This is a genomic window from Agromyces sp. S2-1-8, from assembly GCF_021129215.1.
Classification (GTDB): domain Bacteria; phylum Actinomycetota; class Actinomycetes; order Actinomycetales; family Microbacteriaceae; genus Agromyces; species Agromyces chromiiresistens.
In genome coordinates this window covers 1557666-1573723 of the sequence record NZ_JAJOLP010000001.1, presented here as the reverse complement: position 1 = coordinate 1573723, position 16058 = coordinate 1557666, and the positions used below count along the sequence as shown (strand labels likewise).

The 16058-nt window shown below is 74.3% G+C and carries 16 protein-coding genes; 8 read left to right on the top strand and 8 right to left on the bottom strand.

Going from position 1 to position 16058, the window contains the following annotated elements; all coding sequences use genetic code 11:
- Positions 1-70 precede the first annotated feature (70 nt).
- From LR269_RS07115 to LR269_RS07105, 3 genes are read right to left on the bottom strand one after another with little or no spacing between them, the layout of a single operon-like run.
- Positions 71-934: a biotin-dependent carboxyltransferase family protein gene (locus tag LR269_RS07115; RefSeq protein WP_231430060.1), complete on the bottom strand. Its 864-nt coding sequence runs from the start codon at positions 932-934 to the stop codon at positions 71-73.
- Entirely contained in the window at positions 934-1569 is a 636-nt protein-coding gene (locus LR269_RS07110) for an allophanate hydrolase subunit 1 (RefSeq protein ID WP_231430059.1), read from the bottom strand. Before LR269_RS07110 ends, LR269_RS07115 begins: the two co-directional genes overlap by 1 nt.
- The gene (locus LR269_RS07105) at positions 1566-2327 is read right to left on the bottom strand and encodes a LamB/YcsF family protein (RefSeq protein ID WP_231430058.1); all 762 of its coding nucleotides are present in this window, start codon (positions 2325-2327) and stop codon (positions 1566-1568) included. Before LR269_RS07105 ends, LR269_RS07110 begins: the two co-directional genes overlap by 4 nt.
- A gap of 51 nt (positions 2328-2378) precedes the next feature.
- Here LR269_RS07105 and LR269_RS07100 point away from each other — a divergent pair, with 51 nt between their 5' ends.
- The 3 genes from LR269_RS07100 to LR269_RS19000 all read left to right on the top strand — a co-directional run bounded on the left by LR269_RS07100 (position 2379) and on the right by LR269_RS19000 (position 4881).
- Positions 2379-3557: a sorbosone dehydrogenase family protein gene (locus LR269_RS07100; protein ID WP_231430057.1), complete on the top strand. Its 1179-nt coding sequence runs from the start codon at positions 2379-2381 to the stop codon at positions 3555-3557.
- Between the two features lie 84 nt (positions 3558-3641).
- Positions 3642-4139 carry a SprT-like domain-containing protein gene (locus LR269_RS07095; protein WP_231430056.1) on the top strand — a complete coding sequence of 166 codons (498 nt, stop codon included), beginning with the start codon at positions 3642-3644 and terminating at the stop codon, positions 4137-4139.
- A 49-nt stretch (positions 4140-4188) separates the two neighbouring features.
- A complete protein-coding gene (locus LR269_RS19000) occupies positions 4189-4881 on the top strand; it encodes an ABATE domain-containing protein (protein ID WP_231430055.1) in 693 nt (230 codons plus the stop codon).
- 129 nt (positions 4882-5010) lie between these two features.
- Here the strand turns inward: LR269_RS19000 and LR269_RS07085 are convergent, their stop codons facing one another.
- From LR269_RS07085 to LR269_RS07075, 3 genes are read right to left on the bottom strand one after another with little or no spacing between them, the layout of a single operon-like run.
- Entirely contained in the window at positions 5011-8052 is a 3042-nt protein-coding gene (locus tag LR269_RS07085) for a hypothetical protein (protein ID WP_231430054.1), read from the bottom strand.
- 9 nt (positions 8053-8061) lie between these two features.
- Positions 8062-8832: a 2-phosphosulfolactate phosphatase gene (locus LR269_RS07080; RefSeq protein WP_231430053.1), complete on the bottom strand. Its 771-nt coding sequence runs from the start codon at positions 8830-8832 to the stop codon at positions 8062-8064.
- Positions 8833-8841: 9 nt separating this feature from the next.
- Entirely contained in the window at positions 8842-10092 is a 1251-nt protein-coding gene (locus LR269_RS07075; RefSeq protein WP_231430052.1) for a hypothetical protein, read from the bottom strand.
- Between the two features lie 105 nt (positions 10093-10197).
- Here LR269_RS07075 and LR269_RS07070 point away from each other — a divergent pair, with 105 nt between their 5' ends.
- The 4 genes from LR269_RS07070 to LR269_RS07055 all read left to right on the top strand — a co-directional run bounded on the left by LR269_RS07070 (position 10198) and on the right by LR269_RS07055 (position 14206).
- Positions 10198-10746, top strand: coding sequence for a hypothetical protein (locus tag LR269_RS07070; protein ID WP_231430051.1), 549 nt, complete (start codon positions 10198-10200; stop codon positions 10744-10746).
- On the top strand, positions 10743-11372 hold the full coding sequence (locus LR269_RS07065) for a DUF1684 domain-containing protein (protein ID WP_231430050.1): 630 nt from the start codon (positions 10743-10745) through the stop codon (positions 11370-11372). The genes LR269_RS07070 and LR269_RS07065 overlap by 4 nt, the downstream gene beginning before the upstream one ends.
- Positions 11373-11632: 260 nt before the next feature.
- The gene (locus LR269_RS07060) at positions 11633-13183 is read left to right on the top strand and encodes a DEAD/DEAH box helicase (RefSeq protein ID WP_231430049.1); all 1551 of its coding nucleotides are present in this window, start codon (positions 11633-11635) and stop codon (positions 13181-13183) included.
- 432 nt (positions 13184-13615) lie between these two features.
- Positions 13616-14206 (top strand): hypothetical protein, encoded by a 591-nt coding sequence (locus tag LR269_RS07055; protein WP_231430048.1) that lies wholly within the window; start codon positions 13616-13618, stop codon positions 14204-14206.
- 6 nt (positions 14207-14212) lie between these two features.
- Here LR269_RS07055 and LR269_RS07050 read toward each other — a convergent pair whose 3' ends face one another.
- Positions 14213-14713, bottom strand: a complete 501-nt coding sequence (locus LR269_RS07050) for a hypothetical protein (RefSeq protein WP_231430047.1) — start codon at positions 14711-14713, stop codon at positions 14213-14215.
- Positions 14710-15351: an RNA polymerase sigma factor gene (locus tag LR269_RS07045; protein ID WP_231430046.1), complete on the bottom strand. Its 642-nt coding sequence runs from the start codon at positions 15349-15351 to the stop codon at positions 14710-14712. The genes LR269_RS07050 and LR269_RS07045 overlap by 4 nt, the downstream gene beginning before the upstream one ends.
- Positions 15352-15517: 166 nt before the next feature.
- Here LR269_RS07045 and LR269_RS07040 point away from each other — a divergent pair, with 166 nt between their 5' ends.
- Positions 15518-16021, top strand: a complete 504-nt coding sequence (locus LR269_RS07040) for a GNAT family N-acetyltransferase (RefSeq protein WP_231430045.1) — start codon at positions 15518-15520, stop codon at positions 16019-16021.
- The last annotated feature ends 37 nt before the right edge of the window (positions 16022-16058 follow it).

Genomic DNA, 16058 nt, shown 5'->3' with positions numbered 1-16058 from the left:
CCGAGTCGGTCTGACTCGGAAAATACTTCCACACGCAGTCGATCTTGTGAAGAGTTTCTTCCAGAGCGGCTCACGCGTGCCGGAAGCGCAACTCCTGCCCGGGCCGCAGCTGCGCCACCGCGTCGAGCGAGGCCGCGGCGACGATCGCGATCACGGGATAGCCGCCCGTGACCGGCCGGTCGGCGAGCAGGATCGTCGGCTGCCCGTCGCCCGACACCTGGATCGAGCCCGGCACCGTCGCCTCGCTCGCGAGCTCGCCGACGGCGCGACGCCCGAGCTCCGGCCCGACGAGTCGCACGCCGACGCGGTCGGCGCGCTCGGAGACGCGCCACGGCGTCTCGAACAGGGCGGCGCGCGCCGCGTCGGTGAACCAGTCGGCGCGCGGCCCCGGGCGCAGCGCGAGGGTCACGGTCTCGTCGGGCGGCGCGAACGCGGCCTCCTGGTCGAGCGCCGGCACGGATGCCTCGGGCTCGTCGCCGATCACGAGCTCGCGCCCCGGCCTCACCGGCTCGGGACCGAGGCCGGCCAGCGTGTCGCGCGAGCGAGACCCGAGCACCGGGGGCTCGTCGATGCCGCCGCGCACGGCAAGCGCGTAGCGCAGCCCGCGCTCGGCGGTGCCGAGCTCGAGCACCGCGCCGTCGGGCGCGCGCGCAGCCGTGTACGGCGCCACCGGGCGACCGTCGAGCGTGATCGGCCCCCAAGCGCCCGCGACCGCGAACCACGTGCCGCCGCCGACCACCCGAGCGCGGAGCCCGCCGACGAGGACCTCGAGGATCGCGGCGCCGTCGGGGTTTCCGACGAGCCGGTTCGCGAGCCGTGCGGCGCCCCGGTCGAGCGCCCCGGAACCGGCGACCCCGAGGTGAGCGAGGCCCGGGCGGCCGAGGTCCTCCACGAGGGCGAGCGGTCCGACCGCCTCGATGATCAGGCGGCGCATCACCGCACCGCCTCGAATCGGACACGACGCCCCGGTGCGAGGAGCGCGGGATCGGCGCGATCGGGATTCCACAAGTCGGCGTCGGTGCGACCGATCAGGCGCCAGCCGCCCGGGCTCTCCCTGGGGTACACGCCCGAGAACGCCCCCGCGAGCGCGACCGCGCCGGCCGGGACCCGGGTCCGCGGCGCGTCGAGCCGCGGCACCTCGAACGGCCAGTCGTCGCTCACGAGGTAGCCGAATCCCGGCGCGAACCCGCCGAACGCGACCCTCCAGCGCGCCGCAGAATGGCGCGCCACGAGCGACTCGGCCGACCAGCCGAGCCGCGCGGCGGTCTCGTCGAGGTCGTCGCCGTCGTACATGACGCGCACGATCGCCTCGTCATCGACCGGGCCGCGCCGATCGGCGCCGGCCGACGTCGTCGCACCCTGGACCCGGCGCACCCAGGTCTCGGCCGACTCGAGCGGCAGCCGCTCGGGGTCGACCGCCACGAGGATCGTGCGCGCGGCCGGAACGAGCTCGACGAGGCCGGGCCGCGGGTCGGCGGCGAGGGCGTCGTGCAGGGCGAGCACCTCGTCGAGCGAGTCGCACTCGACGAGCAGCGCCGCCTCGCCGCTCGGCAGCAGTCGCCCGGTCACGCGAACGCCTCGATGCGGCACCCGGCGGACTCGAGCACGGCGCGCACGGCTCGCGCGATCGCGACGGCGCCCGGGGTGTCGCCGTGCAGGCACAGCGAGTCGGGGGCGAGCTCGACCCGGCTGCCGTCGTCGGCCGCGATCCCGCCCGTCTCGGCGAGCTCGAGCGCACGGTCGGCTGCTGCGGCGGGGTCGTCGATGACCGATCCCGGCTCGCCGCGCGGGGCGAGCGAGCCGTCGGCGGCGTAGCCGCGATCGACGAACGCCTCGCGCGCGTAGGCGAGCCCCGAGGCATCCGCCGCCTGCTCGAGCGCGCTCGCGGGCGGGCCGAGCACGACGAGCGAGGGGTCGTAGGCGGCGACGGCCTCGGCGAAGGCGTGCGCGGCCGAGGCGTCGGCGGCGAGGCGATGGTAGAGCGCCCCGTGCGCCTTCACGTAGCGCACGCGGGTGCCGGCGACGCGGGCGGCGCCGTCGAGCCCGCCGAGCTGCACCACGAGCTCGGCCGCGACCTCGGCCGGGGTCGCGTCGAGCGCTCGTCGTCCGAATCCGGCGAGATCGCGATAGCCGGGGTGGGCGCCGAGCACGACCCCGTGCTCGGCGGCGCGGCGGGCGCTCGCGAGCATCGTGATCGGGTCGCCCGCGTGGAAGCCGCAGGCGACGTTCGCGCTCGAGACGAGGCCGAACATGGCCGCGTCGTCGCCGACGCGCCACGCGCCGAACGACTCGCCGAGGTCGCTGTTGAGGTCGATCGCGGGCCGCATGCTCCCATTCTGCCGCCGTGCCGGGCAGACTGGGGTCGGGGAGGCGCAACCATGCGAACCGGGTCTCGGCAGTCCACCCGCCACGCGCGCGTCGCCGCGGCGACCGGCATCGTCGCCGTCGCGCTGCCGCTCGTCGCCTGCACGACGCACGAACCGGCACCCGGCCCGACGGGCTGGACGCCGAGCCCGTCCGTCACGACGACCGCGACGCCATCGGCCGAGCCGGCGCCGGTGCCGGTCGTGCCCGCCGGCGACGTCGGGGTGGTCGCCGAGGGGCTCGACGCACCGTGGTCGATCGCGCTCGTGCCCGGCGGCGGAGTGCTCGTCTCCGAGCGCGACCGGGGCGACGTCGTCGAGGTGCTCGCCGGGGGCTCGCTGCGCGTCGCGGGCACCGTGCCGGGCGTGGCGGCCGCCGGCGAGGGGGGCCTGCTCGGCATCGCGGTGCGGCCGGCCGACGACGACCGCGGCACCGAGCTCTACGCGTACCTCACCTCGTCGGACGACAACCGCATCGTCAGGATGCCGCTCACGGGCACGGCCGGCTCCCTCGCCCTCGGCACGGCAGAACCGGTGCTGACCGGTATCCCGAAGGCCGGCAACCACGACGGCGGACGGATCGCCTTCGGCCCCGACGGGATGCTCTACGCCACCACGGGCGACGCGGGCGTGGGCGAGGCGGCGCAGGACCCCGACTCGCTGTCGGGCAAGATCCTTCGGATGACGCCCGACGGCGCCCCCGCGCCCGGCAACCCGTTCGGCACGCTCGTCTACACGCTCGGCCACCGCAATCCGCAGGGCATCGCCTGGGATGCCTCGGGCGGGATGTGGGCCGCCGAGTTCGGCCAGAACACCTGGGACGAGCTCAACCGCATCGAGCCGGGTTCGAACTACGGCTGGCCCGTCGTCGAGGGCGCCGCCGGCGACCCGCGCTACGTCGACCCCGTGGTGCAGTGGTCGACGAGCGAGGCGAGCCCGAGCGCGCTCGCCGTGATCGGCGACACGCTCTTCCTCGCGGCGCTGCGCGGGCAGCGCATCTGGACGGTGGCGCCGGCGAGCGCGGCCGAGCCCACGACGACCCCGTGGTTCGCGGGCGAGTTCGGCCGTATCCGCGAGGTGGTGGAGTCGCCCGACGGGGCGCTCTGGTTCCTCACCAACAACACCGACGGGCGCGGCTCGCCGCGCGAGGGCGACGACCGGCTGCTGTCGGTCGACCTCGCACCCGGCGGCTGAGGCCGGCGTCCGTCGCGGGAATCGGCCCCGTTCGGGGGTGATCCGACCCTCCGGAAGGTCGGCGGCCGGCGCTATTCTCATCCCATGGCGGATCTCGAGCGGGTCAGGCGGTGGGCCGAGGCGCTCATCGTGCTGCACCTCGATCCCGAGGTCTGGAGCTTCGGGTTCGACAACGCCAAGAAGCGCGCCGGGCTCTGCAACTACACCGCGAAGCGCATCTCGGTGTCGCGGTACCTGGCCGCCCGGTACGACGACGACGAGGTGCACCAGATCCTGCTCCACGAGGTCGCCCACGCGATCGCGGGCCCGCGGGCCGGCCACGGCCCGAAGTGGGCGTCGATCGCCGCAGGCCTCGGCTTCGTGGGGCGGCGTACGCACGACGGCGAGGTCGCCCACGAGCTCGCCCCGTGGGTCGGCCGGTGCCCCGCCGGGCACGAGCACTACCGTTACCGCGAGCCCACGCGGCCGCTGAGCTGCGGGCTGTGCCGGCGCGGGTTCGACAGCGCGAACCTCATCGTCTGGCGGCATCGCGAGATCACCACGGCCGTGCGCCGGCGGGCGGCGAGCGCGGCGGCCGGCTGACCGTCCGCGGGGCGCGATCCGAGGCATCCGCAAGCGCTACGCTGATCGAGTGCCCGTCTCCACCGTGTCGATCCCGATCGGGCAATGGCTCGTTCCCGCAGAAGGCGTCACCTGGTGGTTCGACTCGGGATCGGTCGCCCTCGACTTCGCGACGACGGGTGCCATCGGCGGCGCGGCGGCCTCGGCCGGCGTCGAGCGCTTCCACTCCCCCGACGATCTCACCGAATGGCTGCGCGAGCGCTTTCCCGTCGCGGTCGGCCAGGCGCGTTCGCGCGACCTGTTCGACGCGGTCGCGCTGCGCGACGCGATCGCGCGGATGGCGGTCGCCGCGAGCCGCCACGAGCCGGCGCGATCGGGCGACATCGACCTCGTGAACCTCTACGCGGCGACACCCGATGTACCGCCGACGCTCGGCGGCGGATCGCGGCAGGCGGGCCGCTCGGTGCACACCGTGCCGCAGGCGCTGTCCACGATCGCGCGCGACGCCGTCGACCTGTTCTCGCCGGCGAACCTCGAGCGCATCCGCGAGTGCTCCGGCGACGACTGCGAGATCGTCTACCTCGACACGTCGCGCGCGGCGACCCGGCGCTGGTGCTCGATGCAGCGATGCGGCAACCGGGCGAAGGTCCGCGCCCACCGCGCCCGCAAGAGCGGCCGGACGCCGGCGGCGACCGGCGGCGCCCTGCAAACCACGCTCCCCGAGCCTGCGCCCGAGCCCGTCGAGCCCGACCGCGCGGCCTGACGCGCCGCCCCCGCCGGCGGATCGCCCGCCGCGTCCGCGCCGGCGGGCCCTCGTCGACCTCCGCACCGGTCCCAGCCGAGCGTGCACGCGTCGCCCCGTGGCGGGGCGACGCGTGCACGCTCGAAGAGCTCAGGAAGCCGGGCGGCGCTTCGGCAGCGCGAGCAGCACGCCGGCGACGAGGAGCACCGCGCCGAAGGCTGCGGCGAACCACGCCGTCTCGCCCGGGATGTCGAGGTAGGTCGTGATGCCGAGGATGCGTGCGAGGCCCCACGGGAGCAGACCCATCTCGTCGTTCCAGAGCGTCAGCACCCGCTCGAGGCCGATCGCGCCGACGACGACCGACGGCACCACGAGACCGGCGCCGACGGCGGCGAGCACGAAGCCGGTGGCCCGCCGCCCGCCGACCTGGGCCGTGAGCGCCCACCCCGCCGCGACGAACACCCAGACGAAGAGCGCGAAGGCGAGCGCGATGTACGCGGTGCGCAGCACGGGGTCCGTCCAGAACGCGAACCAGTACCCGCCCGGGCCCGTGAACGAGAGGGCGAAGAGCGTCACGATGCAGCGCAGCACCACGACGCCGCCGACCGCCGCGATCACCGGCCACGGCGAACGCCGTCGCACGAGCAGCCGCAGCACGAGGGCGAACACCGTCCAAGCGCCGATGACGACCGCGACGTGCGTCCACGACAGGAACGCCGTCTGCACCGCTCGCGTCGCCACGAGCAGGGCCACGGGCACGAGGAAGAGCAGCCAGCGGTCGAGGTCGAACATGCCGAGCGTCGACTCCCGTGCGCGCCAGGGGCGGGTCGACGCGATCCACGTGGCGCGCGCGGCCGCTGCGCCCGGCTTCGCGACGAGCCGCGTGCGCGCCGCGAGCATGCCGATCACGACCCACGCGAGCGCGAGCACGAGCAGCCCGCGGGCGAGCCACGCCATCACGAGGTCGCGCTCGGCCCGTTCGACGCCGAGCTGGGCGGCCGTGAGATTGAACGCCGGGTGATCGAGGTCGCCCTCGTACTGCTCGAGGTGCTCGGCCGCCCGCCGCTCGAAGGCGGCGCGATCGGCCGCCCATGCGTCGTGCGCGGCAGGTGAGAGCGTGTCGTGCCACAGCCCCTCGTGCAGGATCATCGCCCGGTAGGCCTCGAGGAGGCGCAGGGTGTCGAGCTCGTAGTCCAGGGTCGAGACGAACGCGTCGCGCAGCTCCGGCGAGCGCCAGCTCGAGGCATCCGTCGCCGTTACGACCTCGCGCATCGCCTCGACGGCGTCGACCGCCTCGGCTCCGCTCGCGATCGCCGCATCGACCCCCTCCGCGTCGCCGCCGGCTGCGCCTGCGGAGTCGCGCACGATCGAGTACATGACGTCGAGCACGGCCGAGTCCCCGGTGAGGATGTCCCACTCGAAGATCCACATCATCGGCGGCGGTTCGAGCCCGATCGCGAACACGCGCTGCTCGGCGAACTGCTCGACGTACATGCCCTGCTCGATCGCCGAGCGCGAGCGCGTCATCGCGGCGACGATCGCCTCGACCGTCTCGGGGTCGTCGGAGAACCACTCGCGTGCCCAGTCCGCGGTGATGTCGGCCACGTCGGCGTCGGGGTCGATCGCGAGCTCGGCGGCGAGCTGCGTGTTCAGCTCGTAGAGCTGCCAGAATCCGGCCTTCAGGTAGAGGCTCATGGGTCCGGCCCGCCACGGACCGCCGTCCTGGGTCCACACCCACACGCCCTCGATGCGGTCGTTCGCCGCGAGCAGTTGCTGCAGCGCCCACTGGTACTGCGTGCCGAGGTCATTGGGGAACGCCCCGAAGTTCTCGAACTCACGGCGACTCTGGAACTCGACGATGCGCCGCTGCTCGCCCTGCTCGAGCGTGTGGTTGAGCGGCAGCCAGCTGTAGAAGTCGCCGAGCGTGTACTTCGTCGAGACGATGAGCGCCGGCGAGTCGATGCCGTCGAGCACGGCCTCGTACGAGGCGTCGTTCGTGTGCATGTCGCCGACGGCGCCGACGCCGACGCTCCAGGTGCGGAAGACGACCTCCCGATCGGCCTCCTCGGCCTGACCCGAGAACGCCTCGAGCATCGTGCGCACGGCGTCGACCGTCGTCACCTCGAGCGCCGAGTAGTAGTCCCAGCCGCCGACGTCGTAGATCGCGCCGGCCTCGCCGATGCGGATGAGCACGCCGTCGAGCGCCGGCACCGCGTCGTAGAGCTCGTCGAGGCCCGCCGTGTAGACGTCCCAGAATTCGGGGTCCTCGGTGTCGAGCGTGCCGAACCGGTCGGTGAGGTGGTGCTCGAGCGGGCCCGTGAGCGCAAGCATGTCGGTGCGCAGGAAGACCTTCACGCCGAGTTCGTCGGCGCGCTCCCAGAACGGGGCGAACGCCTCGCGCAGCGCGAGCGCCTTGTCGCGGTGGTCGTCGCCGTCGGCGTAGACCGGCCCGCCGGGAGCGCCGTCGAAGGTCACGAACTCGACGAAGCCCGGGAACGCGACGGCGTTGAACCCGTTCGCGAGCGAGTGCCGCAGGAACCCGTCGAAGTCGTCGTACGCCTCGGCGAGCGCCGCGTCGTCGATGTACGGCGCCTCGGGCTGCACGACCGCCGCGAAGGCCTTCGACGCGTGCGAGTAGTCGTCGCCGAACTCCCACTCGGCCGGGTCGGGCGCGACGCCGACCGCGCCGAGGTCGGTCATCCGCAGCGGGAGCCGCGACCGTTCGTGCGCGCCGACGAGGTCGGTGAGCGGCGCGGCCGCCCGCACCTGCGCGGCGAGGTCGTAGATCGCCCGCACGGTGCCGGCCTCGCTGCGCGCGACGATGCGCAGTGCCGATGCGTCGCCGCGCAGCTCGTAGCCGTCGTCGTCCGACGCATCGCGCAGCGTCTGCGCCTGGTCGACGGCGATCGACGCCGCGCCCTCCCGGGCCGGGGCGTCGGCGACCGCGTCGAGGAGCTCGTCGACCGCGACGCCGACCCGCTCGCTCTCGGGCACGTCGAGGGTCGTGAGCTCGGGCGGCGGCACGGGCGCCGCGACCTCGGACACGACGGCGGCGGCCGGCCGCATCTGCTCGCTCGGCTCGGTGCGGATGCCGAGCGCGTCACCGACGGCGAACGCGACGCCGAGGCCGAGGGCGACCAGCACGAGGGCGGTGACGACGGCGAGGATGCCCCGCCGCGTCGCCGTCGTCATGGGGAGATCCTATTCGGCGATGAACACGCCGTCGTGCAGTACCGGCACGACGTCCGCGACGTCGCGCTCGGCCGCGAGCCGTGCGTCGCCCGCGTAGCCGAGCTCGCGCAACCGGACCCCGCTGCCCGACGCGCTGACGAGGTGCCCCGTCGCCCGCGAGAGGCCCTCGAACGCGGCGCACGCGACGGCGGCCTCGGGCGACGTGTGGTCGATGCCGCGGGCGACGAGCGCGTCGACGACGGCACCCGCGACGAGCAGATCCTCGAGCCCGAACCGCAGGTCGGCGCCGGCGGCCTCGCGTTCGCCGGCGGCGACGATCGAGATCATGAGCCGTTCGCCGCGTTCCGCCTGGAGCGCGAGCAGGCGCTCGGCGACGGCGCTGCGGTTGCGCATCGCCGCGGCGATCACGACGACGTCGCGTGCGCCGAGTGCGTGCGCGAGCGCGCCGCCGTTCGGCGAGGGCAGAACGACCGGGGATGCCGCGACACCGACCCAGCTCGCGGGTGAGAGCGTCGGGCCGGGTGCGCCGCGCCGGCCGGCGACGAGGCCGCCGCGCTCGGCCGCGAACGCGTCGGCACCTGCACGCGCCTCGGTTCCCGCCGGCCACGGCGCGACGGCGACCCCGTGCTCGGCCGCGACGACCACGCTGGTCGTGAACGAGAGCGCGTCGACGACGACGACCGCGTGCGCGCCGGGCAGGATGCGGTCGGCGCCCGCGAGGCCCCAGTCGAACCGGACCTGGTACTTGGCCTGCCCGAAGGGCGACGTCGAATCGGTCATCGCGACAGGCTACCGGCCGAGGCCGTCGTACCTGGCGAGGTCCTCGGCGTCGGTGGCGCGTGCGGTGGCGCGTCGGGCGGCGTCGAGGGCGACGACCGGGTCGGCTTCCTGCCGGGCGTTCCGCAGTTGCCGCTCGGCCTCTGCGAGCCGGGTGCGCGCGGCCGCGCCGACCGCGCCGCCTCCGCGTTCGATCGCGGCGCGCGCGACCGCGACCTGGCCCTCGGCGATCGAGATCGCACCGTCGAGCGCACCGCGCGCCCCGTCGAGGCGTGCCTGGGCGGTACGGGCGGCCGCACGGGCGGACTCGAGCCGGTCGCGCGCAGCGCGCAGGCGATCGCGGTCGAGCATCGGGTCGCGGGCGAACGCCGCGCGGGCGACGAGCGCCGCAGCACCGTCGCCGATCGCGTCGCCCAGTCGCGTCGCCGCGTCCGCGTCGTCGAGCGCGTCCCGTTCGCTGCGGGCGGCGGCGAGGTCGTGATCGAGCTCGACGGCGGCCCGCTCGGCGTCGCCACCGGCCGCGGCGAGGGCCGCCTCGGCGCCCTCGAGCTCGCCGAGGTCGCGACGGGCCCGATCCAGTGCGTCGGCAGCCCCGGCGAGCAGCTCGGCAGCGGGCTGACCGCGCTCGACGAGGCGACCGGCCTCGGCGAGCGCCGACTCCGCTTCGGCGTGGGCCGCCCGAGCGCGTTCGGCGGCGGTGCGAGCGGTGCCGAGCGCCGATCCGTCGTACCGCGAGGCCAGGCGCGCGAGCACGCCGTCCGACGCGTCGACGCGGCGACGCAGCTCGGCCTCCTCGTCGCGCAGCGCGGGCAGCTCGGCCCCGGCGCCCCGCTCGCGCCGGCGGCGCACGGCGAGCGCACCGTCGGCCTCGGCGAGCTCGACGAGCGCCGATCGGCAGAGGTCGTCGATGCGGGCGGCCCAGCCACGGCGGTCGACCGCGGAATCGGGTTCGGCGTCGTCGAGCCGCTGCTGCAGCAGGAACGCCTCGCGCAGTCGCGCCCTGGCGCGCTCGACCGCGACCCTCGTGTCCCGGGCGGTCGCGGCTCCGAACTGCGCCTCGGCGTAGGCGATCTCGCGGTCGGCGTCACGGACCGCGTCGTCGACCCGCACGATCAGCTGCTTCGCCCGCACCTCGGCCTCATCGGCCGCCGCGACGTCGCGACGGGCGCGTCGCGAGGCGGCCCGGCGCAGGGCGACGACCGCGACGACGGCCAGCACGGCCGCGGCGCCGAACACGACGAGCGAGGGCAACCACGTGGGCATGCCCGGAGTCTAGATGAGCGACCTGACGGCGATTCCCGCGACCTCGACGCCCGCCACCACGACGAGGCACTTGGCACCGGCACCCGGCCGACCTACGCTCGGCTCATGCGGGTGCTCCTCAAACTCACGCTCGACTGCACGCCCGACGCGGCGTGGCGAGCGCTGCGCAGCCCGGCGGTGCTGCGCGAGGTCGTCGCACCCTGGCTCGACCTCGCCTCGCTCGAGCCGGGCGGGCTGCCGACGGTCTGGCCCGAGGGCGGGCATCATGTGCGAGCACTCGCGTTCCGCCGCTTCCCAGCGGGCGAAGAACTCGTGGAGATCAGCTTCCCCGGCGGCCTGCCGACCGGGGTCAGGATGCTGCGCGACAGCGGGGGCGCGCTCACCGGACCGCTCGCACGCTTCGGCCGCTGGGACCACCGGATGGCGATCTCGGCACTGCCCGACGGCCGCACCCTCTATCGCGATCGCCTGCTCGCGAGCGCAGGCGCCTGGGATCCGGTCGCGTGGTATCCGACGTGGGCGTTCTGGCAGTGGCGCGGGCACCGGCTGCGCCGGCTCGCGCCCGGCTGGTCGTTCGACCCGCCCGGGACCGCCGACGCGGCCTCCGGCGAGCCCGCCGGCGGCGACGCGGCCGCATCGGGGGTTCGGGCATGACCGACTCCATCGGCGCGCTGCAGCTGGCCGACTGGCGCCGGCGCGTGTTCGGACTGTACGCCGGGGTCCGGCACCTGAGCGTGCACGATCCCGCGGCGGGCCACGAACTGTGGAGATCGGGGCGCGACGAGCTCTTCGCGGGACATCCTCGATCGCCGCTGCTGCCCGACGACCGGGCGCGGTTCACCGGCCTCGACATCGCCCGCTACGACCCCGACTGGCGCTTCGAGCTCGAGGTGCGCCGGCCCGAGGAGCCCGTGCGGCTGACGGTCGACGGCGGACCCGACGGCCCGATCCCGTTCACCCTCGTCGGCTCGGTGCGGCTGCCGTACCTCGGCTCGCTCGACGTCTGGCGGCTCGCCGGGTACGGCGGCGGCCTCTTCCTGCCCGTCAAGGACGCGCTCGCGGGCACCGCCGGCGGCACCTTCGGCGGCGGCCGGTACCTGATCGACACCGTGAAGGGCGCCGACCTGGGGCCGGGCGCCGACGGCGACTCGCTCGTCGTCGACTTCAACTTCGCGTACAACCCGTCGTGCGCGTACGACCCGTCGTGGTCGTGCCCGCTCGCGCCGGAGGGCAACGTGCTCAGGGCCGAGGTGCCGGTGGGCGAGCGGATGCCGCGGTGAACGGCGACGACCTCACAGCATCCGCCACGAGGCATCCGCTATGCTGGCCCACGGTGCGCGCGACGATCGCGCCGCCTGCGTCGTAGAAACGCTTCCGGGCCGGGTTCGAACTCGAGCCGCCCGATGACTCTCATACGGCGAACGGATGCGCCGACCGGCGCCTTCGCCACCTCCCCACCGCCGGGCCCACACAGCACCGCACCCCGAGTCGAACGACGGATGCGATGCGCCCGGCCGTGCCATGCCCCCGAAAGGCACCAGTGACCGACATCACCTTCGCAAGCCTCGGCGTCCCCGCGCCGCTCGTCGCGGCCCTCGCCGCCGACGGAAAGACCGTCCCCACCCCGATCCAGGCCGACTCGCTGCCCGACAGCCTCGCGGGCCGCGACGTGCTCGGCCGCGGCAAGACCGGCTCGGGCAAGACCATCGCCTTCGCGCTCCCGCTCGTCGCCCGGCTCGGCACGACGCTGGCCGGCGGCGGCCGCCGCGCCGGCCGCCCGCTCGGCCTCGTGCTCGCCCCGACCCGTGAGCTCGTCACCCAGATCGCCCGCACCATCGAGCCGTTCGCCGAGGCGTACGACCTCAAGGTGACGACGATCTTCGGCGGCATCAACCAGAAGCGCCAGGTCGAGGCGCTCCGCGCGGGCGTCGACATCGTCGTGGCCGCTCCCGGCCGCCTCGAGGACCTCATGCAGCAGGGCTACGTGCACCTCGACGCCGTCGAGATCACCGTGCTCGACGAGGCCGACCACATGGCCGACCTCGGCTTCCTCCCGGTCGTCACCCGCATCCTCGACAAGACGCCGCGCGGCGGCCAGCGCCTGCTGTTCTCGGCGACCCTCGACAACGGGGTCGACAAGCTCGTGAAGCGCTACCTCCAGAACGAGGTCCTGCACTCCGTCGACGAGGCGAACTCGCCCGTCGCCGCGATGACCCATCACGTGTTCCTCACCGACGACGCCGACACGAAGTTCGAGCTCGTGAAGACCCTCGCGAGCGGCATGGGCCGCCGCATCCTCTTCATGCGCACGAAGCACCACGCCAAGAAGCTCGCGAAGAAGCTCACCGAGCAGGGCATCCCCGCGGTCGACCTGCACGGCAACCTGTCGCAGCCGCAGCGCGACCGCAACCTCGCGGCCTTCTCCGACGGCTCGGCGAAGGTCATGGTCGCGACCGACGTCGCGGCCCGCGGCGTGCACGTCGACGACATCGAGCTCGTCGTCCACGTCGACCCGCCCATGGAGCACAAGGCGTACCTGCACCGCTCGGGCCGCACGGCCCGCGCCGGCAGCGAGGGCGACGTCGTGACGATCGCGATGCCGAGCCAGCTGCACGACCTCAAGCAGCTGCTGCGCAAGGCGGCCATCACGGTGACCCCGGCGCCTGCGACCCCCACCTCGCCCGAGGTCGTGAAGCTCGTCGGCGACGTCGCCCCGTACGTGAAGCCCGCGCCCCGCACGGCTGCGCCGCAGCAGGGCGGCGGCGGTCGCTCGCAGGGTGCCAACGCCCAGCGCAAGCGCGCAGCGCGCGACGCCCGCGGGCAGGGCGGTCGCCAGGGCGAGGGTGCCGGCCGCCGCGGCGACGCGGCCAAGCACGGGGATGCCGCGGGCAAGCCCCGCCGCGACCGTTCGGGTCGTCCGGCCGAGGCGAAGGCGCACGCTCCGAAGCAGGGTTCCGGCCACAGCCGCGGCGCCCAGACGACGGGCGCGCAGCGTCAGGCATCCGGCCGGGGCGCCAAGCAGCCGCTCCGCGTCGGCAGCCTCGTCACGCCCGATCGCAACGCGCGCACGAACCGCCGCGCGCAGGGCTGAGCCGCGGGCGCACCCCACGCACCGCGCAAAAGACGAACCGAGGCCCGTGGAGTCACCGCTCCACGGGCCTCGGCCGTGCGGGTCGGCGTCCCCCGACCACCGACCCGCCGTCCCGTCCCCCGACGGGATCGGACCGCGTCCCCCCAAGGAGCGGTCCAGCTTCGAAGTTCACACGCCGAGCACCGTCCGGCCGATCTCGCTGCCGACGATCAACGCGACACCGACGGCCGCGGCTCCGGCCACCGCGAGCGCCACCAACGCGGTGGTCATGTTCTTCGTGCGACGCATCGTTCCTCCTGCCCTCATCACTGATATGTCCGGATGCGGACGAAAGGTTCCCGATTCGGGGAACTTTTTCCCGCCGTCCGGACATACCTGTATGGCGGGCCGCCCACCCGCCGCCTTTCCACCCGAAGGAAACGGAGCATCCGCATGCAATTCCGAGTCGCCGCCCGCACCGCCGCGGGCCTCGCGCTGGCGTTCGCCACCGCGCTCATCCCCGTCGTCCCGGCCGGCGCAGAGACGCTGATCGACCCGGCGCCCCCCGCAGCCAAGGAGCCCGCCGCGATCGAGGAGCACTGCGCGATCGGGCTCGACGCGGTCGCGGCCGCCGACCGCGCCGGCGCCGAAGCCCCCGAGCCGGTCTGCTTCTCGTCGCTGGATGAGGTCGACCGCTACCTCGCCGAGCAGACCACCGACGACGGCAGCCGGCTCACGGCGGCCGCCGCCGCATCGGTGGCCGTCGGCCGGGTCTACAAGGACGCCAGCAAGGGCGGGTCGAGCCTCACCTTCTGGGGATCGAACGGCTGCGCCGGCGTGACGTTCGGGTTCCCGTCGCTCTCGTCGGGGTGGAACACCTCGATCAGCTCGCTGACCGGGCTCAACGGGTGCTGGGCGACCGCCTACGCCGCCACGAGCTACAGCGGCACCCGCGCCAACTGCACGCCGTACTGCGCGACGCTCGGCTCGCTCAACGACCGCGTGAAGTCGCTCGTCTTCCGCCCGACCGGTTCACTGGGCTGACGCCGGTCAGTCGACCGGGGCGGCGAGCCCGAGCGCGGCGCAGATCGAGGGGTTCGACGAGGGGACGACGGCGGCGGCGCCGTCGTCCATGACGCACAGCTGCAGGTGCTCGGGCACGCGACCGGGCGACGGGCTCACGGCCATCGGGTCGTAGTCGTCCTCGAAGAGCCCCTGCTCCCACATCAGCGTGCACAGTTCGATGGGATCGGTGGGCAGGCCGTTCGCGCCGTCCGCGACGGCCGCGCCCGAGCCCGGGTAGGTGCCGTCGGGGTTGCGCTCCGCCGCGCTCATGCAGTGCACGTACCCCGGTTCGGTCACCGGTTCGGGACTGAGCAGCACAGCCCCGGCCGTCGCCGCCACGCCCACGACGAGCGCGCCGAGGCCGCCCCAGCCGATGATGCGGTTGCGGCGGCGGCGCGCCTGCGCGGCCGGCTCCGCGCGCACGTGCTCGAGGAGCATCGCGCGGATCGCCGCGTCGCGCTCGGGTCGCATCTCGGGTCCGGTCATCCGAGCACCTCCATGTCGCCGGCCGACGCGGTCGCGCTGCGGGGCGTCTCGGGCGGCCCGGCGACGCCCGACTCCGGCCACGGCGACTCGCCGAGCGCCTCTTTCAGCTTCTTGCGGGCGCGCGAGAGCCGCGACTTCACCGACCCGATCGGCACGTCGAGCGCGGCGGCCGCGTCGGAGAGCGGGTACCCCTCGACGAGGCAGAGGTCGACGACCCGCCGCTCGGGAAGGGTGAGCCGTTCCAGGGCCGAGCGCAGCCGTCCCGAGATCCGTTCGCCGTCGATGCGCTCCTCGACCTCACGGCTCGGGTCGACGGCGTGGGGGCCGCGGGGCACCGCCGCGAGCAGCCGGTCGTACCGGCGGGCCGATCGACGCATGTTGAGCGAGACGTTCGTGGTCACGATGAGCAACCACGGCAGGAGCGAACCGTCGACGAAGCGCACGCTCCGGCGACGGCGCCACGCCTCGAGGAAGACCATCGCCACGATGTCCTCGGCGTCGGCGGTGTTGAGCACCTGCGCGTAAGCGCGGCGGAAGATGCGCGCCCGGTACCGGTCGTAGACCACGCCGAACGCCGCCTCCGTGCCCGAAGTCGCTTCGAGCCAGAGCGCCGAGTCGCTACGCCGATCCTGCTCCATGCCCGGCCAAGCCTAACCGGGCGCACGACGGTTCGAGCATTCGCGGGTCGCACCGCATGCTGCGAGAGTGCCATGCACTGATATGTCCGGATGCCGCGCAAAGGTTCCCGATCGGCCGGCCGGCCCTCGATTTCGCGGCTGGCCCGGCCTGGCTTAGTCTCGGGGCATGAGCACCGAAGTCGTTGCCGAAGTCGTCGTCCGCCCCATCCGCGATTCCGATGTCGAGGCGCTCGGCCGTGTCCACGCGACGTGCTGGCACGAGACGTACGACCACCTGATCAGCGCCGCCGCGTTCGAGAAGCTCTCGCCCCGGCGCATGGCCGACCTCTGGACCCACATGGCCGCGCGCGGCGAGGAGTACGCGCAGTTCGCCGCGCTCGTCGACGGCGAGATCGTCGGGTTCGTCGGGTCGGGCCCCGCTCGCGACGAGAACCCGCCCCGCGAGCGCGAGCTCTACTTCATCTACGTGCTCGACGCGTATCACGGCACGGGCATCGGCAAGAAGCTCTTCGATGCGGCCGTCGGCGACGACGCCGTCTACCTCTGGGTCGCCTCCGACAACCCGCGTGCGCACCGCTTCTACGAACGCAACGGCTTCACCGCCGACGGTGCCGACCAGCACGTGCCGTTCCTCGGCGAGGAGATCCACGAGGTGCGGCTGGTCCGCTGAGCGGCCGGTCGAGCATGCACCCGCTCGTGGTCGAGTA

Bases quoted from the DNA above. Each gene is read 5' to 3' on its own strand.
- LR269_RS07115 (WP_231430060.1), bottom strand. From the start codon at position 934: ATGCGCCGCCTGATCATCGAGGCGGTCGGACCGCTCGCCCTCGTGGAG.
- LR269_RS07105 (WP_231430058.1), bottom strand. From the start codon at position 2,327: ATGCGGCCCGCGATCGACCTCAACAGCGACCTCGGCGAGTCGTTCGGC.
- LR269_RS07100 (WP_231430057.1), top strand. From the start codon at position 2,379: ATGCGAACCGGGTCTCGGCAGTCCACCCGCCACGCGCGCGTCGCCGCG.
- LR269_RS07095 (WP_231430056.1), top strand. From the start codon at position 3,642: ATGGCGGATCTCGAGCGGGTCAGGCGGTGGGCCGAGGCGCTCATCGTG.
- LR269_RS07085 (WP_231430054.1), bottom strand. From the start codon at position 8,052: ATGACGACGGCGACGCGGCGGGGCATCCTCGCCGTCGTCACCGCCCTC.
- LR269_RS07080 (WP_231430053.1), bottom strand. From the start codon at position 8,832: ATGACCGATTCGACGTCGCCCTTCGGGCAGGCCAAGTACCAGGTCCGG.
- LR269_RS07075 (WP_231430052.1), bottom strand. From the start codon at position 10,092: ATGCCCACGTGGTTGCCCTCGCTCGTCGTGTTCGGCGCCGCGGCCGTG.
- LR269_RS07070 (WP_231430051.1), top strand. From the start codon at position 10,198: ATGCGGGTGCTCCTCAAACTCACGCTCGACTGCACGCCCGACGCGGCG.
- LR269_RS07065 (WP_231430050.1), top strand. From the start codon at position 10,743: ATGACCGACTCCATCGGCGCGCTGCAGCTGGCCGACTGGCGCCGGCGC.
- LR269_RS07055 (WP_231430048.1), top strand. From the start codon at position 13,616: ATGCAATTCCGAGTCGCCGCCCGCACCGCCGCGGGCCTCGCGCTGGCG.
- LR269_RS07050 (WP_231430047.1), bottom strand. From the start codon at position 14,713: ATGACCGGACCCGAGATGCGACCCGAGCGCGACGCGGCGATCCGCGCG.
- LR269_RS07045 (WP_231430046.1), bottom strand. From the start codon at position 15,351: ATGGAGCAGGATCGGCGTAGCGACTCGGCGCTCTGGCTCGAAGCGACT.
- LR269_RS07040 (WP_231430045.1), top strand. From the start codon at position 15,518: ATGAGCACCGAAGTCGTTGCCGAAGTCGTCGTCCGCCCCATCCGCGAT.